Source organism: Pseudomonas sp. C1C7, from assembly GCF_013359595.1.
GTDB lineage: Bacteria > Pseudomonadota > Gammaproteobacteria > Pseudomonadales > Pseudomonadaceae > Aquipseudomonas.
This window is the reverse complement of record NZ_JABFMP010000010.1, coordinates 56358-77847: the sequence shown is the minus strand read 5'-3', so window position 1 is coordinate 77847 and position 21490 is coordinate 56358. Positions and strand designations below refer to the sequence as shown.

The window sequence follows — 21490 nt, the reverse complement described above, 5'->3', positions numbered from 1 at the left end:
CGCTACCTAAACGTGGCCCGGTTAAAGACCGGCGCGCACTATACCGGAATTTGCCGAAAAAGGGAGTTTTTTTTGACGCTTTACGCGTCCGTACGGCGTTCTGTCATACGCTTTGCGGATAGTCGTGCCAGCGACTATTTTTCAAGGGCCCTGCCCTGCGGGGGATGGCGCTTAAACGTTTCACCTCGAATGATTCAGACCGCCGGTCCGACTCCCCTTCCTGCTTCAGGAGATGCCCCATGCAAGAGCTGAACGCCAGCCGTGTGAGCCGTGAGAAACGCGGCCATGTCCTGTTGATCGGCCTGGACCGGGTCGCCAAGCGCAACGCCTTCGACATGGACCTGCTCAACGGATTGAGCCTGGCCTATGGCGAGTTCGAGGCCGACAGCGAGGCGCGGGTAGCGGTGGTCTTCGGCCATGGCGAGCATTTCACCGCCGGCCTGGATCTGGCGAGCGCCAGCGCGGCGCTGATCGAAGGCTGGCAAACGCCGTCCGGCGGTTGCGATCCGTGGGGCGTATTTGCAGGCCCTCGGGTCAGCAAACCGGTGATCGTCGCCGCGCAAGGATACTGCCTGACGATCGGCATTGAATTGATGCTGGCCGCCGACATCAACCTGTGCGCCAGCAATACCCGCTTCGCCCAGATGGAAGTGCAGCGCGGGATCTTCCCCTTTGGCGGCGCCACCCTGCGCCTGCATCAGGTGGCCGGCTGGGGCAATGCCATGCGCTGGATGCTGACCGGCGATGAGTTCGATGCCCATGACGCCTTGCACCTGGGGCTGGTACAGGAGGTCGTAGCCAGTGAGGATCTGCTGCCGCGGGCGATCGAGTTGGCCGAGCGGATTGCCAGGCAGGCGCCGCTGGGGGTTCAGGCCACGTTGATGTCGGCTCGGCAGGCGCGTTATGAAGGGGAGCTCGCTGCCGCGAAGAATCTGCCGGGGTTGGCGAAGAAGTTGTTGGCGACCGAGGATGCGCGGGAAGGGGTGCGGTCGTTGATCGAGAAAAGACCGGGCGTTTTCAAAGGCTGCTGAACTCTTTGTAGAAGCTGCCGAAGGCTGCGATCTTTTGATTTTGATTTTTAAAAGCAAGATCAAAAGATCGCAGCCTTCGGCAGCTCCTACATTGGATACTCGCAACCGTCAGGTCGCAGGCCGAATCGCCTTGATCAGCGACTCCAGCGAATACCCCAACCGCGGCGCCAGCGCTTCGGCCCGGGCGATCAGCCCTTGCATGTCCAGCTCCTGATCCAGCTCCGAAGGCACGATCAGGATCACGTTGCCCTCCTTCACCGGCAATTCCCAGTAATGCCTGTGGTAGAGCCCGCGCAACAACGCGGCGCCCAGCGGCTTGCCGTCGTCGGTGGCCCATTGGTTGATCACCAGCCAGCCCCCCGGATTCAGGCGTTTCTGGCAGTTCTCCAGGAAAGTCCAGGCCAGGTGCCCGACGCCCGGGCCGACATCGGTATAGAGGTCGACGAAAATCAGGTCCGCAGGCTCGGCGGTGTCCAGCAGTTCCAGGGCGTCGCCGACGCGAATGTACAGGCGCGGATCGTCGTCCAGCCCCAGGTACTCGATGGCCAGGCGCGGCACGTCGGGGCGCAGCTCGATGGCTTCGACGTCTTCCAGCGGCAGGAACTTGAGGCAGGCCTGGGTCAGCGTGCCGGCGCCAAGCCCGAGGAACAGCGCGGACTCCGGCTGTTCGTGGCACAGCGCACCGATCAGCATCGCCCGGGTGTAATCGTATTCGAGCCAGCTCGGGTCGGCGGTGAACACACAGCTCTGCTCGATGGCGTCACCGAATTCGAGAAAACGGTAATCGGCCACTTCCAGCACGCGGATCACGCCAAATTCGTCCTGCACTTCGGCGAGCAACAGCTCGACGCGCTCCTCAGTCATTTCCTCTCCCGACCCTCACCTTGTCTGCAATGAACAAGCATCACATTGACACCACTGCGCACAGCGGCAAAGGCGCGATTGTCCGCGAAGCGACGGGAACAGGTCACGCACTAATTGCTGATAACATGGCTATCCGAGCGTAAAACAAATAGAGACCGTGATGAGCCAACCCTGGAGCCCTGACAGCTGGCGCGCCCTGCCGATCCAGCAGCAACCCCGATACCCCGATGCAGCGCATTTGCAGCACGTCGAGCAGACCCTGGCCAGCTATCCGCCGCTGGTGTTTGCCGGTGAAGCCCGGGAATTGCGCCGTCAGTTTGCCGAAGTGACCCAGGGCCGCGCGTTTCTGCTGCAGGGCGGCGATTGCGCCGAAAGCTTCGCCGAGTTCTCCGCCGCGAAAATCCGCGACACCTTCAAGGTGTTGCTGCAAATGGCAATCGTCATGACCTTCGCCGCCGGCTGCCCGGTGGTCAAGGTCGGGCGCATGGCCGGCCAGTTCGCCAAGCCGCGTTCGGCCAACGACGAAACCATCGACGGCGTGACCTTGCCAGCCTACCGGGGCGACATCGTCAACGGCATCGGCTTCGACGAGCAAAGCCGTGTGCCGGATCCGGAGCGCCTGCTGCAGTCCTATCACCAGTCCACCGCTACCCTGAACCTGTTGCGCGCCTTCGCCCAGGGCGGGTTTGCCGACCTGCACCAGGTGCACAAGTGGAACCTGGACTTCATCGCCAACTCCGCGTTGGCCGAGAAATACAGCCACCTGGCCGACCGCATCGATGAGACCCTGGCCTTCATGCGCGCCTGCGGCATGGACAGCTCGCCGCAATTGCGCGAGACCAGCTTCTTCACCGCCCACGAAGCGCTGCTGTTGAACTACGAAGAAGCCTTCGTGCGCCGCGACAGCCTGACCAACGATTACTACGATTGCTCGGCCCACATGCTGTGGATCGGCGACCGCACCCGTCAGCTCGACGGCGCCCACGTTGAATTCCTGCGCGGGGTGAACAACCCGATCGGGGTCAAGGTCGGCCCGAGCATGAACACCGACGACCTGATCCGCCTGATCGACATCCTCAACCCGGATAACGATCCCGGCCGCCTGAACCTGATCGCGCGCATGGGCGCGAACAAGGTCGGCGACCACTTGCCGCAACTGATCCGCGCCGTGCAGCGCGAAGGCAAGCAAGTGCTGTGGAGTTCGGACCCGATGCACGGCAACACCATCAAGGCCAGCAGTGGCTATAAGACCCGGGATTTCGCGCAGATTCTTGGGGAGGTGAAGCAGTTCTTCCAGGTGCACCAGGCCGAGGGCAGCTATGCCGGCGGTATCCACATCGAAATGACCGGGCAGAATGTGACCGAGTGCATCGGCGGTGCGCGGCCGATTACCGAGGACGGGTTGTCGGATCGGTATCACACCCATTGCGATCCGCGGATGAATGCGGATCAGTCGCTGGAGTTGGCGTTTTTGATTGCCGAGACGTTGAAGCAGGTTCGGCGTTAAGTCAGGCAGTAATCCAGCGCCTGACAGGCCGCTTTCGCGAGCAAGCCCGCTCCCAAAGGATCTGTGAACACCACAAATCCTTGTGGGAGCGGGCTTGCTCGCGAAGAGGCCGGCTCATTCACCATCAATTTGAGCCAATGCCGCCCGCAATCGAATGGCACTCGCCCGCGGACAATTCAACTGCACCCGCTCCAACCCCAGCCAATCCGCCATCCGCCGCAAATTCACCGCCAGCGCCCGCATCCCCTCGTCATCCAGCCCCTGCTCTTCCTCGTGCACCGCATGCACCGCCAACTGCCCCGCCGCCCGCTCAGCCCGCAGATCGACCCGCGCGGCGATTCGCTCATGGTGCAAAAACGGCAACACGTAATACCCATACACCCGCTTGTGCTGCGGCGTGTAGATCTCCAGCCGGTAGCGAAAATCGAACAGCCGCTCGGTGCGACTGCGCTCCCAGACCAATGAATCGAAAGGCGAAAGCAGCGCGCTGGCCTCGACCTTGCGCGGCGGCCTGGCGTCGGGCAGGCAATAGGCCGGTTGCCGCCAGCCCTGAACCTCACACAGCAGCAACTCGCCCGCCTCCACCAGCTCTGCAAGCCGCGGTCGACTGTCGGCGGGATTCAAGCGGAAGTAGTCCCGCAAGTCCTTCTCGGTGCCCACGCCCAGGGCGGTCGCGGCATGCAGCAGCAGGCCGCGCTGGGCCTCGGCCTCGTCGAGCATCGGTTGCGTGAGGATCGCCGAGGGAATCACCCGCTCCGGCAAGTCGTAGAGTCGCTCGAACCCGCGGCGCCCGGCGACCGTCACTTCACCGGCGGCAAACAGCCATTCCAGCGCATGCTTCTCCGCGCTCCAGTCCCACCACGGGCCGGCACGTTCCTGGCGCGTCGACAGGCTGCCCGCGCCCAGCGCGCCCTGCTGCTCAACGCATGCCAGCACCCGGCGAATGGTGTCCTGCTGCTCACGCCCGAAACGCGCCAGCTGTTGATAAATGTCTTCGCCCCGGGTCGCGCGCTGCATGCGCCAGCGCATCATCGGGTACAGCGACAGCGGCATCAAAGAAGCCTCATGACCCCAGTATTCGAACAAGGTGCGACGACGACCCTGACTCCAGGCGGCCTGATCGAGCAATTCAGAAGGGTAATGACCGAGACGGGAAAACAGCGGAAGGTAGTGCGAACGCACCACGGCATTGACGGAATCGATCTGCAGGATGCCCAGCCGTTCGATCAGCCGGTTCAGTTGCGCCGCTTTGATCGTCGCTGGCGGCTGGCGCCCGTTGAATCCTTGGGCAGCCAGCGCCAGACGCCGAGCCTGTTTGAGGGATAAGGACTGTGGTGCGGGCATGAGCATCTCCTTGTCTGCTCGCAACCTACCTCACCATAAGTGGGTTTGTGTAGTTGGATATAACTCATTTATGCATCGGATCATTCCAGAATGGCTTGACCGACTCGAACTCGACATCCGCCCGACTCATACCGATGTCCTTCAGCGCTTCATCGCTCAGGCTTGCCAGCAGTTCGCGCTCGCGATGCAGCTCGTACCAGCGGCTGACCTTGTGCAGCAGATCGGAAATCAAATGAACCGAGTGTTTTTCCGCAGCGTGGAACTCATGTAGACCTTTCATCTTGTTGCCCTCCGTTTGGATGGTTCCAGTCTCGCGCCGGGTCTAAGATCAATCCAACAAATGTTTCTGATGGCAAACATCTCGGAGATTGATACATGTCGAGCTACCCGACTATCGATACCGAAGTGCTGCGCACCTTCGTCGCGATCGCCGACCAGGGTGGCTTCACCCGCGCCGGCGAATTGGTTCATCGCACGCAATCGGCGGTGAGCATGCAGATGAAACGGCTGGAAGAAGACGTGTTGCAGCGCCAGCTGTTCCAGCGCGATGGCCGGCAAGTGCGGCTCACGGCTGAAGGCCAGGTGCTGCTGGGTTATGCGCGGCGCATCCTCAAGCTGCACAGCGAGGTGTTCAACACCCTGCGCGAGCCGGACATGGTCGGCACGGTGCGCATCGGCACGCCGGACGATTACGTGATGCGCTTTTTGCCGGGGATCCTGCGGCGCTTCGCCCAGTCTTATCCGCTGATCCAGATCGAAGTGTACTGCGAATCATCAAAACAATTGCTGATGCGTCAGGACCTCGACCTCTCGATCGTCACCCGCGAACCGGGCAGCGAAATCGGCCAGTTGTTGCGCAAGGAACGGTTCGTCTGGGCCGAGGCGCAGTGCTACAGCGCCCATGAGCAAACACCCTTGCCCCTGGCGATGTTCAACAGTGACTGCTTTTGCCGGATGTGGGCCTGCAACGCTCTGGATGCGGCGGGTCGCGATTACCGCGTGGCCTATAACAGCGACAGCCTCTCGGCGATCATGGCGGTGGTCAGCGCGGGCCTTGCGGTGACCGCGCAACTGGAAAGCCTGATCACTCAGGACATGCGCATCCTTGGTGAAGCCCAAGACCTGCCGATATTGCCCGAGGCCAGCATCATGCTGGTGCGCAATCTGCACAATCCGTCGCCGATTACCGAATGCCTGGCCGAACATATCGTCGACGGTTTCAAACTTTAAAAGCCAGCATCACTGCGCTTACCACCAGGAACCCGCAGAACAGTGAACGCAGCAGGCGCTCTGGCATGGCGTGGGCGATCTTTACGCCCCAACTGATGCTCAGCAGGCCGCCGACCGCCATAGGCACACCGATGGTCCAGTGGACCTGATGGTGAACGGCGTAGGTGATCAACGTGACACCGGTGCTGGGCAAGGCCAGCGCCAGCGACAGCCCTTGGGCAACCACCTGCGTGGTGCCGAACAGACTGGTCAGCACCGGTGTCGCCACCACCGCCCCGCCCACTCCGAACAAACCGCCCATGGTGCCGGATGCGGCACCGAGCACACCCAGCCATGGCCACGAGTACTTCATCTGCGAAGAGGCTGGCGTACGGCCAGAGAACATGCGCAGCAGGTTGTAAGCCGTAAGCGTGACCAGGAAAGCGACGAAGCCCATGCGCATGGTTTGCGCATCGATGCCCACCGCCCAGATCGAGCCAAACCAGGCAAAACAGAACCCCATCGAAGCCAGAGGCAGGGCATGGCGCATTTCGATGCGATTGCGCTGGTGGTAGCGCCACAGCGCCAACATGACGTTGGGAACCACCATCACCAGTGCCGTGCCTTGGGCGATTTGTTGATCCAGTCCGAACAGTACGCCAAGCAGCGGGATGGCAATCAGGCCGCCACCGATACCGAAGATGCCGCCCAGAGTGCCCAGGGCCGCGCCGAAAACCAGATACATCAGAAAATCAATCACTGCGAGGTCCTCCAGATAGTGAGCTCATCGTACTCAGATGATTCTGGTGGGGAAACGCACAGCAGCGCACAATGGCTATGCCCAACTCGCATAAGCAAAACGGCTTTTCATGAACCCTAATCAATTGACTGACCAGCTCGCTCTGTTCCTGGACGTTCTGGAAACCGGAAGTTTTTCTGCCGCCTCTCGTCGTCATCCGCTGACGCCCTCTGCGGTGGCGCGGCGGATCGACAGCCTCGAAAGCGCCGTGGGCAGCCAGTTGTTCGTTCGCACGACCCACGCTGTTCGAGCGACGCCGGCCGGTTTGGCATTTGCGGAACGGGCCCGACGGATCGTCGAGGAACTGCGGCTGGCGCGAGCCGAGGCGGTGTCCCTGAGCAGCGCACCCGAAGGTCTGATTCGGGTGGACGCCCCGGCAGCATTCGGTCGTCGCCATCTGGCACCGGTAATCGCAGACTTTCTGGCGCTTTATCCTGGCCTTGATGTGCACCTGCATCTGATCGACAGCTTCGTCGATATGCAGGGCCTGAATCTGGGTAAAGTCGACCTGGTGCTGCGTACCGGTCAATTGGCCGATACCCGACTGGTCGCTACCCCGCTGGCGAGCATGATGCGTATCGCCTGTGCCAGCCCGGACTATCTGCAACGCCGGGGCGTCCCCAGAGGCCCGGTGCAACTCTGCGAACACGACGGCGTGGACTGGGAGGGATTGGCACCACAGTTCGCATGGCGCTTCGAGCTTGAAGGTCAGATGCAACTGCATCGACCTTCGCGCATACGCATGAGTGCCAACAATGCCGAGGCCCTGGTTTTCGGCGCACTAGCCGGTCTGGGCATCGCCCATTTGCCGACCTGGCTGGCCAGCGAATACCTGGTGCGTGGCGAGTTGTTGCCGCTGTTCTGCGAAAGCGGTCTGCCCAAGCCGGAAAGCGCCGGGATCTATGCCCTGCGCCTGGAACAACAACCCAATTCCCGCAGTCGCCTGTTGCTGGAGTACCTGAAAACCCGCTTCAGCCCGATCCCGCCTTGGGATCTGGTGCTGCAAACCCATCTGAATCGCCACTAGTCCGGAATTGTCTGGCGCATTAAAGATTTGACCGCTAGATTCATGACGATCATTGCTCAAGGCTTCGAAATGACCACCGAACGCGACACCCCGGATAACTGCGACGACCTGCTGCTGGACAACCAGGCCTGCTTCGCCCTGCATTCCACGTCACTGATGATGACCAAGGTCTACAAGCCCCTGTTGCAGGCGCTGGGCCTGACTTATCCACAGTACCTGGCGATGATGGTGCTGTGGGAACAGGATGGTTTGACCGTGGGAGAAATCAGCGCACGCCTGCTGACCGATCCCGGCTCGCTCACGCCCCTGCTCAAACGCCTGGAAGCCGAAGGCCTGCTCAGCCGTACCCGCAGCCGTGAAGACGAGCGCGTCGTCATCGTCGAGCTCACCGACCAGGGCCGGGGCTTGCGAGACAAGGCCCGGGGCATTCCCCAGTGCATCCTCGGCGCCAGCGGCATGACGCTGGAGCGTTTGCAGAATCTGCAGGCGGAGCTGCAAGAACTGCGTCGGCATTTGCAGGGCAGCCTGATCTAAAAAACACCCTGGAACCCTGTGGGAGCGGGCTTGCTCGCGAAAAGCGGTGTGTCATTCAGCGAATGTGCCGACTGATACACCGCTTTCGCGAGCAAGCCCGCTCCCACATTTCTTTCTGCCCCCACAAAAAGTTTCAGCCGATTAAATCTTTATAAATCAACAACTAACGACCATATCGTTCGTTCACTGGAAACTTTTTCAAAAATTTATCTTGCGCGCTAAATATTGGCACGATACATTTATTTCGCACTCAGTTAGCGCGCAAACATTTAGCGCAACACAAACCCAGTCAAATCCAATCGAACGAGGCTTTCACCATGCAAACTCTCTACACCGCAATCGCAACTTCCACCGGTGGCCGTGACGGTCGTGCGATCTCCAGCGACAACATTCTCGACGTCAAACTCGCTACCCCGAAAGAACTCGGCGGTGCAGGCGGTGCGGCCACCAACCCTGAGCAACTGTTCGCCGCCGGCTACTCCGCCTGCTTCATCGGCGCCCTGAAGTTCGTCGCCAGCCAGACCAAGCGCAGCATCCCGAGCGATGCCTCGATCACCGCCCATGTCGGCATCGGCCAGATCCCTGGCGGTTTCGGTCTGGACATCGACCTGCACATCAGCCTGCCGGGCCTGGAACAAGCCGACGCACAAGCACTGGTCGACGCAGCTCACCAGGTCTGCCCGTACTCCAACGCCACCCGTGGCAACGTCGATGTACGTCTGCACGTGACCGTCTAACCATCGCCGTCCAACCAGGCCCGAACAGGAAATGAACATGAATACTTTCAGCAAAGTCTTGACCGGTACCCTTCTCGCTCTGTCCGTCCACAGCGCATTTGCCGGCGACGTTGAACACAACACCCAGGCATTTCTCGATGTGTTGAACGCCGGCACCGGCAAACCGATGGAACAGATGACGCCCAAGGATGCCCGCGCCGTGCTGGTGGGCGCACAGTCGGGGGTGAAGCTGACGTTACCGAAAGCCGATGTCAGCCAGAAGACAATCCAGGTCGATGGCCAGCCACTGAGTCTGACCATCGTCCGGCCGGCCGGGGTCAAGGGCGAGCTGCCGGTGTTCATGTTCTTCCACGGCGGTGGCTGGGTGCTGGGGGATTTCCCGACCCACGAACGGCTGGTTCGTGACCTGGTGGCCGGTTCCGGCGCGGTGGCGGTGTTCGTCAACTACACCCCTTCACCGGAAGCGCATTACCCGGTGGCGATCAACCAGGCTTACGCGGCAACCAAATGGGTGGCCGAGCACGGCAAAGAAATCAACGTCGACGGCAAGCGTCTGGCCGTAGCCGGCAACAGCGTCGGCGGCAACATGGCGGCAGTGGTCGCGCTGATGGCCAAAGACAAGGGCACGCCGGCAATCAAGTATCAGGTTCTGCTGTGGCCGGTGACCGATGCCAACTTCGATACCGGTTCCTACAATCAGTATGCCGAGGGGCACTTCCTCACCCGCAACATGATGAAGTGGTTCTGGGACAACTACACCACCGACGCCAACCAGCGTAACGAGATCTACGCCTCGCCGCTGCGGGCAACCCCTGCGCAACTCAAGGGCCTGCCACCGGCGCTGGTGCAGACGGCAAGTGCCGACGTGCTGCGCGACGAAGGCGAAGCCTACGCCCGCAAACTCGACGAAGCCGGCGTGCCGGTGACCTCGGTTCGCTACAACGGTATGATCCACGACTACGGTTTGCTCAACGTGGTCAGCCAGGTGCCGGCGGTGCGTTCGGCGATGTTGCAGGCTTCGCAGGAGCTCAAGGAGCACCTGAAATAACACAATCCCTTGCAGGAGCGAGGCTTGCCCGCGAAGGCGTAGTATCAATCGACATCAGAGTCGGCTGATAGGACGCTTTCGCGGGCAAGCCTCGCTCCTACAGGAAGGGGAAATCTTTCAGGCACAAAAAAGCCCGACTCAATGGTCGGGCTTTTTCATTCCTCAAGCAGTGCTTATTTAGCACGGCCTTTGTAGGAACCGCCTTCGCGGGTGTCGATTTCGATCATGTCGTCGATTTCGATGAAGTCAGCAACCGACAGTTCGGTGCCGTTCTTCAGTTTGGCAGGCTTCATGACCTTGCCGGAAGTGTCGCCGCGAGCGGAACCTTCGGTGTAGGCAACCTGACGCACGATGGTGGTCGGCAGCTCTACGGAAACCAGACGGCCTTCGAAGAATACGGCTTCGCAGACGTCGGTCATGCCTTCTTCGATGAACGGCAGAACGGCTTCGATGTCTTCAGCGTTCAGCTCGTACATGGTGTAGTCGGTGGTGTCCATGAACGTGTAGGAGTCACCGCTGATGAACGACAGGGTCGCTTCTTTGCGATCCAGGATCACGTCGTCCAGCTTGTCGTCCGCACCGTAAACGGTTTCGGTCTTGTAGCCGGTCAGCAGGTTCTTCAGCTTGGTCTTCATGATCGCGCTGTTACGGCCCGATTTGGTGAATTCAGCTTTCTGAACCAGCCATGGATCGTTGTCGATACGCAGCACGGTACCGGGTTTGAGTTCTTTACCAGTTTTCATTGCGAATATCCGAATTTGGATGGGATTTACAAAAATCTAGGCCGCGTATCATAGCCAATTTACATAAAACTGTACCAGCGCCGCGGCGAGATCGGGCCGGGAGGCCTGTTCCAGACACCACGTCTGGGCGTGTTTTTGCAGCTCCGGCCAGTGTTTGCGGGTCGATTGCCAGTGGTCGGTCATTTTTTCGCCAGCGTTCCAGGCACGCCACAAACCGCTGATGGCCTCCCGCGCAGGCTCCGAAAGATCCTTCACATACAGCGTGAGGAAGGCCTCGAGCTTGTCCAGATGGACGTCTTCTTCCTGCTGATAAATGTGCCAGAGCAACGGCCGCCCCGCCCACTGCGCCCGGACGAACGAATCCTCACCGCGCACGGCGTTGAAATCACAGCACCACAACAAGCGGTCGTACTCGTCCTGCCGGACGAACGGCAATACCTGCACGGTCAGGCCATCGCGCACATGCACGGCGCCGGCCGTCAGGTCGCTTAACCCCAGCCAGCGCTCGACGTCCCCCAGAATCCGCCCTTCCGGCACCAACAGATGCGTCGGCGTCGAATCGCCCGCCAGCGCGTCCATCCAGCTGGCCAGCCCCGCGTTTTCGTAGGCGAACAACGAAATCAGCTGTGAACCCGGAACACGATCGATCCCCAGGCCTTGCAGAAAAGCGCGCTGAGCCTCGGGATCCTCCTGGAACTGCTGGCGCCGATCGAGCAATCCGCCCTCGCGCAGCAAACCACCGGTCCCCTGGCGGAAGCCCGGAAAGAAGAAGAACTTCTGCACGTGCCGGTATTTGACCGACGGCAAGCCGTGACAGCCGATCACCCAGTCCTCGGCACTCAGGTAATCGAGGTTCATCCACAGCGGCGGCTTCTCGCGCTCGGCCATGGCGTCCATGTAGACACTCGGCAATTGGCAGGCGAATGCGGCAATCACCACATCCGCGGCCTCGACCGGCTGGAAGTCGGCGCTCCAGTGACGCACTTCGACGCCCTGCTGCCATTGTTGGTCGATGCGGGTATCGATTTCCGGGCACATGCGCTCGAAGGCGCGCAGATCATCGACCCACAAGCGCACCGCCAGGCCATGCTCGGCAACCAGTTGGCGCGCCAGGCGCCAGGTCACGCCGATGTCGCCGTAGTTATCCACCACGGTGCAAAAAATATCCCAGCGCCTGGTTTTTTTCATTTGAGGCAGTTCAGACATTCCAGGCTCCCGTTGGCAAAGGCAGCGATTGTCCGCATAAATTCCCCCATACAGAAGAGCCGACGACGATTAATCTTTCTGCGACAATCGCAAATGCCCGCGACCCACCGCCAGGAGGCAACCATGCCCTACCGTCCCAACCCGCGCCGTCCGTTGCCGATCCAGCTCAATGCCCTGCAACTGACCGGCAGCATTGCCCTGGGTCTGTGGCTGGGGTTCATCGCCATCGCACTGACGTGCTGGCTCGCCTCACGCTTTGTGTTCAACGAACAATTGGCGCCGGTGGCCCAGGCGGTGCAACAACTGGCCAACCCGCCCGTGGTGCAGCAGGTTCCCGATCTTCCTCCTCAGAGCCCGCTGTTCGAGCAATACGAAGAGAACCTGCGCAAGAGCGAACAGGCCGCGCGGCTCGATCAGGCCCGTAGCAGTAACCGTAATCTGTCGAACCCCAAATGCCAGTTCTGGCTGCAACAGGACCGGACGGCACCCAGCGAAAAAAGCCGGGCCAATGTCCTGCAATTCTGCGATTGATCATGAATAAACAGACCGTCCACCAACTGATTCTCGACAAGCTGCGCATCGATCTCGACATCGCCGAGCGCGCGGCGCTGACCGCCTACGAAACCGCGACTCACGAAGAAAACATCGCCGAAAACAAGTACGACACCCTGGGACTGGAAGCGTCCTATCTGGCGGCCGGGCAAGCCAGGCGCGTCGAGGAAATCCGCCAGTCCCTGGCGCTTTGCCAGAACCTGGTGCTGCGTCCCTATGACGATCAACGGGGTATCGAGGTCGGTGCGCTGCTGGGCCTGGAAGACGAACAGGGTCGCGAACAGTGGCTGTTCCTGGCACCGGATGCCGCAGGGCTGAAGGTGGAGCTGGTGGGGCAACCGATCACCGTCATCACCCCGCGCTCACCGCTGGGCAAAAGCCTGCTGGGCAAGTTCGAGGGCGATGAGGTGGAGATTCTGGTGGCGGGCGCTCGGCAACAGTTCGCTGTCACCGAGGTCGTCTAGAAAGGATCAGTGGACGGGCAGTTCGACGCCTTCGAACAGTTCTTCCAGTTCCTGCTTGTTATGGCACTGAATGGCTTTGGCCATGACGTCGCGGGTCAGGTGCGGGGCGAACTTCTCGATGAAGTCGCACATGAAGCCACGCAGGAAGGTGCCACGACGGAAACCGATCTTGGTGATGCTCGATTCGAACAGTTCGCTGGCATCAAGTACGACCAGATCGTTGTCGAGTTTGGTATCCACCGCCATTTTCGCCACGATGCCCACGCCCAGGCCCAGGCGAACGTAAGTCTTGATCACGTCGGCGTCGGCCGCGGTAAACACCACTTTTGGCGTCAGGCCGCGATGGCTGAAGGCTTCGTCGAGCTTGGAGCGGCCGGTGAAACCGAACACGTAAGTCACGATCGGGTATTCGGCCAGGGCTTCGAGGGTCAGCTTCGGCAGTTTGGTCAGCGGGTGACCGTGAGGGACGACCACGCAGCGGTTCCAGCGGTAGCACGGCATCATCACCAGGTCACCGAACAGCTCCAGCGCTTCGGTGGCGATGGCGAAATCCACGGTGCCGTCAGCGGCCATTTCGGCGATCTGCATCGGCGAGCCCTGGTGCATGTGCAGGGCCACGTCCGGGTATTGCTTGATGAAGTTGCTGATCACCGGCGGCAGTGCATAGCGCGCCTGGGTGTGGGTGGTGGCGATCGACAGGGTGCCTTTCTTCTCGTTGGAGAATTCCTGGGCGATCTGCTTGATGCTTTCGACCTTGCGCAGGATCTCGCCGGCGGTGGTGATGATGCGCTCGCCGGCCGGGGTGACGCGGGTCAGGTGTTTGCCGCTGCGGGCGAAAACTTCGACGCCCAGTTCGTCTTCCAGCAGGCGGATCTGTTTGCTGATGCCCGGTTGCGAGGTGTAAAGGCTTTGGGCTGTAGCGGAAACGTTGAGGTCGTGGTGCGCCACTTCCCAGATGTAGCGCAGTTGTTGAAGCTTCATATGAATCCCTCAAAGCAGATAGACGCCACGGGCATCAGCGACGGTATATAACTATATGAATGGTTTGAAGAATAAATCTAGAACTTTTTATCAGAATGCCACTATTCACGTTCTAGCGATCCCCCTGGCGACGACGTTGCACCAGCGGCACCAGGTAAACCGGCACCTTCGACAGCTGCAACACACGCGCTGCGGTCCGCCCCAAAGGCGTTTCCGCACCAGCACCATGGCTATGGCTACCTACGATCAGTAAATCCACGGAGAGTTTCTGCGCCTGATCCAGAATCACTTGCGCCGGATCGCCCTGCAGCACCCGTACCGCCTGAATCCGCTCCAGGTCATGCTCGCCCTCTTCTCCCAATTCCTCCCGAAAACTGTCCAGTACCCGTTGTTCGATATTGGCAATGACGTTATTCAGACCCTGACTGTGAAATTCGTTCAGCGCCTGCTCATCCAGATAGCTCTGCAGCACCGATTCGGCAAACAGCCCCATGGGCTCGACCGCATGCACTACGTACAGGTCGGCATTGAATGTCCGTGCCAGTTCCAGGGCGTGTTGCATCACCACGGGGGCGTACAGGCCGAGGTCAGTGGCATAGAGCATCGAGCGAATCATATGACCTCCTCGAATGCCAACATGGCGGAGATTGATTCAGCTTAGCAGTGCCTTGGAGACTACGACGTTTGGCGCAACACGTTGATCGGCGGGCTTAAACCTTTTGCTCGTTGCTTATGCCATGGGGCACATGACCGGTGGCGACGACTTCCCGGGCCAGCTCGCAATGACCGGCCTGATCATCGAAAAACACGTCGGCGGCGAAGGCTTCCAGAAACGCCGATTTGGTCAGGCCGCCCAGAAACAGCGACTCATCCAGGCGGATGTCCCACTCGCGCAGGGTGCGAATCACCCGCTCGTGGGCCGGCGCAGAGCGGGCGGTGACCAGCGCCGTGCGAATCGGGCAGGCGCCATCGGGAAACTCGCGCTGCAACAGATTGAGGGCGGCGAGGAAGCCCTTGAAAGGACCGCCGCGCAACGGTTCGCGAGCCGACTCGCGTTCCTTGGCCTGAAACGCTTCCAGACCACCGGACTGATAGACGCGCTCGGACTCGTCGGAAAACAGCACCGCATCGCCGTCGAAGGCAATGCGCAATTCATCGCTGGCGGCGCGGCTGGCCCCGCCTGACAGAATGGTCGCTGCGGCGAAACCGGCGTCCAGCGCGCTGCGAACGTCTTCGGCATGGGTCGAGAGAAACAGGTCGCAGCCAAAGGCCTTGAGGTAGGGATAAGGACTGCGCCCGCCGACGAACGCCGCCCGGGAAATCGCCAGCCCGTAGTGATCGATCGAATTGAACACCCGCAGACCGGTGTCGGCGCTGTTGCGCGACACCAGGATCACCTCGACCCGGGCGCGGCCGAGGTGAGCATTGAGGTTGAGGAGTTTCTGCACCAGAGGGAAGGCATCGCCGGGTTCGAGAATTTCGTCTTCGTGCTCGATCTGATACTGCCGATAGGCCTCGACGCCGCTCGACAGATAGACCTTGTGGCTTTCACTCAAATCGAACAGTGCCCGGGACGAAATCGCCAGCACCAGTTTGTCGTCGATGTTCTTGGGCATGCCCTTCCCCCTCAGCTTGATCGACTCAGCGATTGCGTCGATCGATAAAACCCAGACTGCGATACAAGGCCTCGATTCGCGGCAGTTCGCAACCCGCGGCCTTTGCCGCTGCCAGTGGCCGGGCGTAAATGGCGTCCAGCTCCAGCGGTCGCTTGTGCAGATGATCGTGGTACATGCTCGGCCAGTAGTCGGGCATTTTCTCGGTCATCATGAACAGATGCTCGGCATAACCGGCCGGCACTTCGTGACCACAGGCAATGGCCCCCTGCACCACTTCGGCCATCAGCGCCTTGATCAGCTCGCGACTGTCGGCGTCAGCCATCAACGGCGTGGTGCTCGCCCCGAGCAACACCGACAGGCCGTTGTAAGGAACATTCCAGACCAGTTTCAGCCAGCGCGCCTGGTGCAGGTTGGCCATGGCCTGTGAATCGATGCCGGCGCTGCGGAACAGCCCGACACCTTCCTCGACGATCGCGGTGCGCTGCGCGCCATCGACGGCCGGGCCGCTGTGATAGCCGACATGCACCGCGCCGAGGGCCTGATGGGTGATGACCCCGGGGGCTTCGCGATGGACGCAGATATAGCAGAGCCCGCCCAGCACATGCAGCGAATCAGGCAGCCATTCGCGCAGGCTGTCCTCGACGTCGAGGCCGTTCTGCAACAGCAGTACCTTGGCGTTCGGCGCCGCGGCCTGCTGGATGATCGGCGCCAGGTCCGCGTTGCTGGAGGTTTTCGCCCCCACCAGCAGCCAGTCGCAGGGCGGCATGTCTTCGGCGGCCGAATAGGCCTGCACCGGGTTCAACGTGAGTGCGCCGTGTACCGCACTGTGCAACTGCAGACCGTGCTCGGCCACCGCGGAAAACTCGCTGCGCAGCAGAAAGTGCACATCAAAACCGGCTCGCGCCAGCATCAATCCGTAGAACCCGCCGATCGCACCGGTCCCGATAATACCGATTGTCGGTTTGGCAACTGCCCCCATCATGGCAACTCCTCTGCTGTTCGACTCAGCGCCTGGCGGATCGCCCGGTTCAGCTCGGACGCGGTCAGGCGCGAATGCAATGCTCCAAAGAACTCACCGTCGCGCACCACAAACAGCGCCGGCAAATGAAAGACCTGATAACGCTCGACCACCCCGCCGTTGTTTCCGGCGTCGATCCAGCACAGCCGATGGACCGCCAGATCCAGGCTCGGCAATTGCTCGCGGGCAAAGCGGCAACTCGAACAGCCAACACTGGTGAAAATCACCAGGGAAACGCCGTTCATCGTCAGCAGCCGCTGGTCGGCGTCAAAATCGGTCAGCTCCAATTCGACCACTATACTGGGGGAAATAATGTCAGATGGCCGACACATGGAGTCCGTGTTCATGGGACGATTCATTCCTCATCCTGACGATGTACCGGTGGAATTGACGCTGCTCAAGCCCGAATGTCTTTCTCGGCAACAGCTGCACACTATCAGCCTCGGGGGCATGGCTTGCAATTATCACCGCGCATGGCGTCACGGCACGGCGCTTGAAGTGCGCATGCCGACCTTGAACCCCGACATGCGCTTTCTGGGCTATGTGGCCTGGTGCCTGCGCCGAAAGCACGGTTACCTGGTGGGCATCGCCTTCGTTGACGAGCAGACGCTGTTCAGTGCGCGGATGGGCGAGCAGGTGTGCCGGATAGAGCGTTATTGCCGCCAGCATGACGTTCACGACGACCTTCAGGAAGTCCAGGCCCGGGCGCTGGAGTGGGTCCAGCAACATGCCGACGAGTTTTCCCATGAGACGGTGCGCAAGGCGTTTGCGCAGCCTGTGCTGGATTAGCTCTCAGCCCTGCAACCCTCCCTGCAGGGGGAAATGCATGCATCAAACACGACCTTAAACGCCCCAAACCCGCGTCTGCCCATTGTCGAGCCACGGTGTAACGCGCTAAGGTTCCGCTCCCCGACGCGCTTAATTTGCTGTGCTCCGCCGCGCGGGTTCGCTGGCGGCCTGCACCCGTGACCTGACGAGTAAACGATGGCTGATTTACCGATCAACGACCTGAACGTCTCTTCCAACGAGACGCTGATCACCCCCGATCAGCTCAAGCGTGACATCCCTCTGAGCGACGCCGCGCTGCGCACCGTCACCAAGGGCCGCGAAGTCATTCGCAACATTCTTGATGGCACCGACCACCGCCTGTTCGTGGTCATCGGGCCTTGCTCGATCCATGACATCAAGGCCGCCCACGAATACGCCGAGCGCCTGAAAGTGTTGGCTGCGGAAGTCTCCGATACCCTGTATCTGGTCATGCGCGTGTACTTCGAGAAGCCTCGCACCACCGTCGGCTGGAAAGGCTTGATCAACGATCCGTACCTGGATGACTCGTTCAAGATCCAGGACGGTCTGCACATCGGTCGCCAATTGCTGCTGGACCTGGCCGAAATGGGCCTGCCAACCGCCACCGAAGCCCTCGACCCGATCTCCCCGCAGTACCTGCAGGACCTGATCAGCTGGTCGGCCATCGGCGCGCGTACCACCGAATCCCAGACCCACCGTGAAATGGCTTCCGGCCTGTCCTCGGCCGTCGGCTTCAAGAACGGCACCGACGGCGGCCTGACCGTGGCCATCAACGCCCTGCAATCGGTTTCCAGCCCTCACCGCTTCCTGGGCATCAACCAGGAAGGCGGCGTGTCGATCGTGACCACCAAGGGCAACGCCTACGGCCATGTCGTGCTGCGCGGCGGCAACGGCAAGCCGAACTACGATTCGGTCAGCGTCGCGCTCTGCGAGCAGGCGCTGAACAAGGCAAAGATCAAGCCGAACATCATGGTCGATTGCAGCCACGCCAACTCGAACAAGGATCCGGCCCTGCAGCCGCTGGTGATGGAGAACGTCGCCAACCAGATCCTCGAAGGCAACCAGTCGATCATCGGCCTGATGGTCGAAAGCCACCTGAACTGGGGCTGCCAGGCAATCCCGAAAGACCTCGCCGACCTGAAATACGGCGTGTCGATCACCGATGCCTGCATCGACTGGACCGCTACCGAGAACACCTTGCGCAGCATGCACGCCAAGCTCAAGGATGTGCTGCCCAAGCGCGATCGCACCTGATCGCCGTTCAGTGCAGCAAAAAAAAACGCCGGGCAAGCCCGGCGTTTTTTTATGTGTTCGTTTTGCTGAGGGTCACTCGCTCAGCTTGGCCGCGTGCCGCTGGTGGCGCTCCATGTAGCGCTCGACGTAGGAGCACGATGGAATGACGGTGTAGCCCATCTCCTCGGCGTACTGCAGCGCCTGTTCGGTCAGTGCGGCGGCAATGCCGCGACCGCGCAATGCATTGGGCACGAAGGTGCGATAGATATCCAGGGTCTGTTTCCCCAGATCCATATAAGTCAGGTAGGCACGATGACCGTCCACATTGGTCTCGAACTGATGACCAGCCTGGTCATGGTGGATGGACAACGCCTCGCTCATCACTACTCCTCGCGGGTCTTTTGAATTCCGACCCCTACCTTACCGATGTTTTCCCGGCGAAGGAACAACTACGCCACCCGTGCCTGAATGGACACCGAGAAGAGCTACACCGATCTCGCGCAACCGAGCACGTACAAATAGTAGGCACCATTGGCGCAAATGCTCAAGGTGCGCTCGTCATCAGTCTGGTTGGCGGGTGCTGCTCCGGGTTACGCAGGAACGGCTCGACCAGGGATCCCCCCGTGTCGGACAGCCTGATCATTGCCGGATGTTGACACTTAAGACGAGCCCCCGCGTTTAAAGTCACCAGTACATGGAGAAAGATATGAGAGCCATCGCGCAAAACCCGAACGAAAGTGTAGACGAAACCATCTAGATACACTTTAGGAAAGTCCGGAAAAACAGTTGTTTAGGTGGGGAACTTTTCCTCGTCGGCTCGCTCATCTCGGGCCTCCCAGCTGAATATTTTTTAAACAGCGCAGTTAAAAGTTGCTCGAAAAAGAATCAACGCCTACAATTTTTTTGGCTTCCTGCTTTATGTCAGTTTACTTACGACAAGTAATGGGTAGTATGTACGCCGGCTATTTCCTCAATGGGAGGAGAAAGCCACTAAATAGAAAGTCCTTGAAGGGGAACACGATGAACAACGTTCTGAAATTCTCTGCTCTGGCTCTGGCCGCAGTTCTGGCTACCGGTTGCAGCAGCGCATCGAAAGAAACCGAAGCACGTCTGACCGCTACTGAAGACGCAGCAGCTCGCGCACAAGCTCGTGCAGACGAAGCTTACCGTAAAGCTGACGAAGCTCTGGCTGCTGCTCAAAAAGCACAGCAAACTGCTGACGAAGCTAACGAGCGTGCTCTGCGCATGCTGGAAAAAGCTAGCCGCAAGTAATAATCCCTCGGGATTGTTATCAAGCCGACCCATTCTTGGGTCGGCTTTTTTATTGCCCGCGGTTTCGTGCAGGCATAAAAAAACCCGCCGATGCAGTGCGCATCAGCGGGTTGTTCTCAAATGTTACTGCAATGGATCTAGTGGCGCACTGCTCACCATGGGAGCGGCGGAGTTCGGTACAGCGATCTCCACCGGCAAACCATCTTCAGCGGCAACCACGTCACGCACTACATCCCAGTTCATGCGCAGGTTGTTGGTGATGTCTTCACGCTTGAGCATCGCGTTGATCACCGAGGTGTGCTTGTCGACCACCGACGGATTGCCCTTGTCGTCCAGTGGCGTGTGCGCTTCCAGGTAAACCTTGCCGCCACTTACGCCGAACTTGTACGGGTCGTTGATGATGCGCACCGAAGTGCCCACCGGCACCATGCCGGCCATTTCCAGCACGTTGTTGTTGAACATGCGGAAACAGCCATGGCTGGTGCGCATGCCGATGCCGAACTTCTTGTTCGAACCGTGAATCAGGTAGCCCGGAGTACCGAGGGTGAACTTGAACGGCCCCAGCGGGTTATCGGGACCGGCCGGCACCACGTTGGGCAGCGGATCGCCATCGGCGGCGTGCTCGGCCTTGATCGACGCAGGCGGTGTCCAGGTCGGGTTCGGCGTCTTGGCGGTGATGCTGGTGTGGGCAATCGGCGAGCCCCAGCCTTCACGGCCGATACCCAGCGGGAAGGTGTAAACCACGTTCCGGCCTTTCGGGTAGTAGTAGAGGCGGTACTCGGCCAGGTTGATGACGATGCCTTCACGCGGGCCAGGCGGCAGGATGAAACGGGTCGGCAGCACGATCTCGGTGCCGGCGCCCGGCAGCCATGGGTCGACACCCGGGTTGGCCGCGACCATTTCCGTGTAGCCCAGGTCGTAAGTGGTGCCAAGGTCGGCGAAGGTATCTTCGTACTTGGCCTTGATCACTTGCACCTGGCCAACGATGTCTTCGCCAGGTGGTGGCAGGGGCAGCTCCAATGCTGCAACGGGACCTGCTGCAAAGAGCGCGGCAAGAGTCAGGCAGCGGGTGACGGCAGGAAAGCGCGGCAACATCCGGAAAGTCCTTCGCATGATCAACAGAGGGTATGGCGCGCGATTGTACACCGACACCCCGGTATTCGGGGAGCCAGCCGATAGCTTGCTAATCTTGAGGCTTCAAAGCTCGAACCGCAGCTCCGGCCAGATCGGCGAGGTGCCGCGCTTTTGCGACTCGAGAATGGCCCGGCACAGCGAGCACAGGCGATGGTCCTGGAACACCCGGCGATCGACGCTCGACCAGCGCGGCTGAGCCGGCAGCAGGCTTCCGCACAGGGTCCGATCCGCCGAACCTCCCAGCTCCAGCTGACGGGTCACCAGATGAACCCGCACTTCCTGGCAGGCGAACAGATCCAGCTGTTCGTCAGGCTCGATCAGTTGGTAGGAGAAAAGTGACCAGGCGGGACGCGGCATCGGGGGC

General features: G+C 60.4%; 26 protein-coding genes. 12 read left to right on the top strand and 14 right to left on the bottom strand.

Going from position 1 to position 21490, the window contains the following annotated elements:
- Positions 1–239: 239 nt before the first annotated feature.
- Positions 240–1031, top strand: coding sequence for a crotonase/enoyl-CoA hydratase family protein (locus HNO86_RS10855; protein ID WP_175376988.1), 792 nt, complete (start codon positions 240–242; stop codon positions 1029–1031).
- Positions 1032–1139: 108 nt separating this feature from the next.
- Here the strand turns inward: HNO86_RS10855 and HNO86_RS10850 are convergent, their stop codons facing one another.
- Entirely contained in the window at positions 1140–1895 is a 756-nt protein-coding gene (locus HNO86_RS10850; RefSeq protein WP_175376987.1) for a spermidine synthase, read from the bottom strand.
- 160 nt (positions 1896–2055) lie between these two features.
- Between HNO86_RS10850 and HNO86_RS10845 the strand changes: the two genes are divergently transcribed.
- Positions 2056–3402, top strand: coding sequence for a class II 3-deoxy-7-phosphoheptulonate synthase (locus HNO86_RS10845; protein ID WP_175376986.1), 1347 nt, complete (start codon positions 2056–2058; stop codon positions 3400–3402).
- A gap of 114 nt (positions 3403–3516) precedes the next feature.
- On the opposite strand, the gene HNO86_RS10840 is transcribed toward HNO86_RS10845, so the two are convergent.
- On the bottom strand, positions 3517–4746 hold the full coding sequence (locus HNO86_RS10840; protein WP_175376985.1) for a winged helix-turn-helix domain-containing protein: 1230 nt from the start codon (positions 4744–4746) through the stop codon (positions 3517–3519).
- A gap of 64 nt (positions 4747–4810) precedes the next feature.
- Positions 4811–5026 (bottom strand): DUF1127 domain-containing protein, encoded by a 216-nt coding sequence (locus HNO86_RS10835; protein WP_175376984.1) that lies wholly within the window; start codon positions 5024–5026, stop codon positions 4811–4813.
- A 95-nt stretch (positions 5027–5121) separates the two neighbouring features.
- On the opposite strand from HNO86_RS10835, the gene HNO86_RS10830 reads away from it, so the two are divergent.
- Positions 5122–5976: a LysR substrate-binding domain-containing protein gene (locus HNO86_RS10830; RefSeq protein ID WP_175376983.1), complete on the top strand. Its 855-nt coding sequence runs from the start codon at positions 5122–5124 to the stop codon at positions 5974–5976.
- Here HNO86_RS10830 and HNO86_RS10825 read toward each other — a convergent pair.
- Positions 5966–6700 carry a sulfite exporter TauE/SafE family protein gene (locus HNO86_RS10825; RefSeq protein ID WP_175377072.1) on the bottom strand — a complete coding sequence of 245 codons (735 nt, stop codon included), beginning with the start codon at positions 6698–6700 and terminating at the stop codon, positions 5966–5968. The two genes, HNO86_RS10830 and HNO86_RS10825, sit on opposite strands and share 11 nt — an antisense overlap.
- 124 nt (positions 6701–6824) lie before the next feature.
- On the opposite strand from HNO86_RS10825, the gene HNO86_RS10820 reads away from it, so the two are divergent.
- The 4 genes from HNO86_RS10820 to HNO86_RS10805 all read left to right on the top strand — a co-directional run bounded on the left by HNO86_RS10820 (position 6825) and on the right by HNO86_RS10805 (position 10100).
- Positions 6825–7781 carry a LysR family transcriptional regulator gene (locus HNO86_RS10820; protein WP_175376982.1) on the top strand — a complete coding sequence of 319 codons (957 nt, stop codon included), beginning with the start codon at positions 6825–6827 and terminating at the stop codon, positions 7779–7781.
- A 69-nt stretch (positions 7782–7850) separates the two neighbouring features.
- Positions 7851–8315, top strand: a complete 465-nt coding sequence (locus tag HNO86_RS10815) for a MarR family winged helix-turn-helix transcriptional regulator (RefSeq protein WP_175377071.1) — start codon at positions 7851–7853, stop codon at positions 8313–8315.
- A 317-nt stretch (positions 8316–8632) separates the two neighbouring features.
- Positions 8633–9052, top strand: coding sequence for an organic hydroperoxide resistance protein (locus HNO86_RS10810; RefSeq protein WP_175376981.1), 420 nt, complete (start codon positions 8633–8635; stop codon positions 9050–9052).
- 37 nt (positions 9053–9089) lie between these two features.
- Positions 9090–10100: an alpha/beta hydrolase gene (locus HNO86_RS10805; protein WP_175376980.1), complete on the top strand. Its 1011-nt coding sequence runs from the start codon at positions 9090–9092 to the stop codon at positions 10098–10100.
- A 173-nt stretch (positions 10101–10273) separates the two neighbouring features.
- On the opposite strand, the gene HNO86_RS10800 is transcribed toward HNO86_RS10805, so the two are convergent.
- Together HNO86_RS10800 and earP are read right to left on the bottom strand one after the other, a co-directional pair.
- On the bottom strand, positions 10274–10843 hold the full coding sequence (locus tag HNO86_RS10800) for an elongation factor P (protein ID WP_110964190.1): 570 nt from the start codon (positions 10841–10843) through the stop codon (positions 10274–10276).
- Positions 10844–10891: 48 nt separating this feature from the next.
- Complete coding sequence (gene earP / locus HNO86_RS10795) at positions 10892–12049, bottom strand: elongation factor P maturation arginine rhamnosyltransferase EarP (protein ID WP_175376979.1); 1158 nt, start codon at positions 12047–12049, stop codon at positions 10892–10894.
- A gap of 123 nt (positions 12050–12172) precedes the next feature.
- Here earP and HNO86_RS10790 point away from each other — a divergent pair, with 123 nt between their 5' ends.
- Both HNO86_RS10790 and HNO86_RS10785 read left to right on the top strand, forming a co-directional pair.
- On the top strand, positions 12173–12580 hold the full coding sequence (locus HNO86_RS10790) for a hypothetical protein (protein ID WP_175376978.1): 408 nt from the start codon (positions 12173–12175) through the stop codon (positions 12578–12580).
- Positions 12581–12582: 2 nt separating this feature from the next.
- On the top strand, positions 12583–13065 hold the full coding sequence (locus HNO86_RS10785) for a GreA/GreB family elongation factor (RefSeq protein ID WP_175376977.1): 483 nt from the start codon (positions 12583–12585) through the stop codon (positions 13063–13065).
- 6 nt (positions 13066–13071) lie between these two features.
- Here HNO86_RS10785 and cysB read toward each other — a convergent pair whose 3' ends face one another.
- From cysB to HNO86_RS10760, 5 genes are all read right to left on the bottom strand, one after another.
- Entirely contained in the window at positions 13072–14046 is a 975-nt protein-coding gene (gene cysB, locus HNO86_RS10780) for an HTH-type transcriptional regulator CysB (RefSeq protein WP_175376976.1), read from the bottom strand.
- 112 nt (positions 14047–14158) lie between these two features.
- Positions 14159–14662, bottom strand: coding sequence for a universal stress protein (locus tag HNO86_RS10775; RefSeq protein ID WP_175376975.1), 504 nt, complete (start codon positions 14660–14662; stop codon positions 14159–14161).
- 94 nt (positions 14663–14756) lie between these two features.
- Positions 14757–15662, bottom strand: coding sequence for a 5'-nucleotidase (locus tag HNO86_RS10770; protein WP_175376974.1), 906 nt, complete (start codon positions 15660–15662; stop codon positions 14757–14759).
- Between the two features lie 25 nt (positions 15663–15687).
- A complete protein-coding gene (locus HNO86_RS10765) occupies positions 15688–16644 on the bottom strand; it encodes a putative 2-dehydropantoate 2-reductase (protein WP_175376973.1) in 957 nt (318 codons plus the stop codon).
- On the bottom strand, positions 16641–17027 hold the full coding sequence (locus tag HNO86_RS10760; protein ID WP_175376972.1) for a co-chaperone YbbN: 387 nt from the start codon (positions 17025–17027) through the stop codon (positions 16641–16643). Before HNO86_RS10760 ends, HNO86_RS10765 begins: the two co-directional genes overlap by 4 nt.
- Here HNO86_RS10760 and HNO86_RS10755 point away from each other — a divergent pair.
- Both HNO86_RS10755 and HNO86_RS10750 read left to right on the top strand, forming a co-directional pair.
- The gene (locus HNO86_RS10755) at positions 17026–17469 is read left to right on the top strand and encodes a PilZ domain-containing protein (RefSeq protein ID WP_175376971.1); all 444 of its coding nucleotides are present in this window, start codon (positions 17026–17028) and stop codon (positions 17467–17469) included. The two genes, HNO86_RS10760 and HNO86_RS10755, sit on opposite strands and share 2 nt — an antisense overlap.
- Before the next feature lie 195 nt (positions 17470–17664).
- On the top strand, positions 17665–18741 hold the full coding sequence (locus HNO86_RS10750) for a 3-deoxy-7-phosphoheptulonate synthase (RefSeq protein WP_175376970.1): 1077 nt from the start codon (positions 17665–17667) through the stop codon (positions 18739–18741).
- Positions 18742–18813: 72 nt separating this feature from the next.
- Here the strand turns inward: HNO86_RS10750 and HNO86_RS10745 are convergent, their stop codons facing one another.
- Positions 18814–19101, bottom strand: a complete 288-nt coding sequence (locus HNO86_RS10745; protein ID WP_175376969.1) for a GNAT family N-acetyltransferase — start codon at positions 19099–19101, stop codon at positions 18814–18816.
- Between the two features lie 639 nt (positions 19102–19740).
- Here HNO86_RS10745 and oprI point away from each other — a divergent pair.
- Complete coding sequence (gene oprI / locus HNO86_RS10740) at positions 19741–19992, top strand: outer membrane lipoprotei OprI (protein ID WP_011335311.1); 252 nt, start codon at positions 19741–19743, stop codon at positions 19990–19992.
- Positions 19993–20115: 123 nt separating this feature from the next.
- On the opposite strand, the gene HNO86_RS10735 is transcribed toward oprI, so the two are convergent.
- Positions 20116–21087 carry a L,D-transpeptidase family protein gene (locus HNO86_RS10735; RefSeq protein WP_175376968.1) on the bottom strand — a complete coding sequence of 324 codons (972 nt, stop codon included), beginning with the start codon at positions 21085–21087 and terminating at the stop codon, positions 20116–20118.
- Between the two features lie 102 nt (positions 21088–21189).
- Positions 21190–21483 carry a hypothetical protein gene (locus HNO86_RS10730; RefSeq protein WP_077044623.1) on the bottom strand — a complete coding sequence of 98 codons (294 nt, stop codon included), beginning with the start codon at positions 21481–21483 and terminating at the stop codon, positions 21190–21192.
- Positions 21484–21490: the final 7 nt, after the last annotated feature.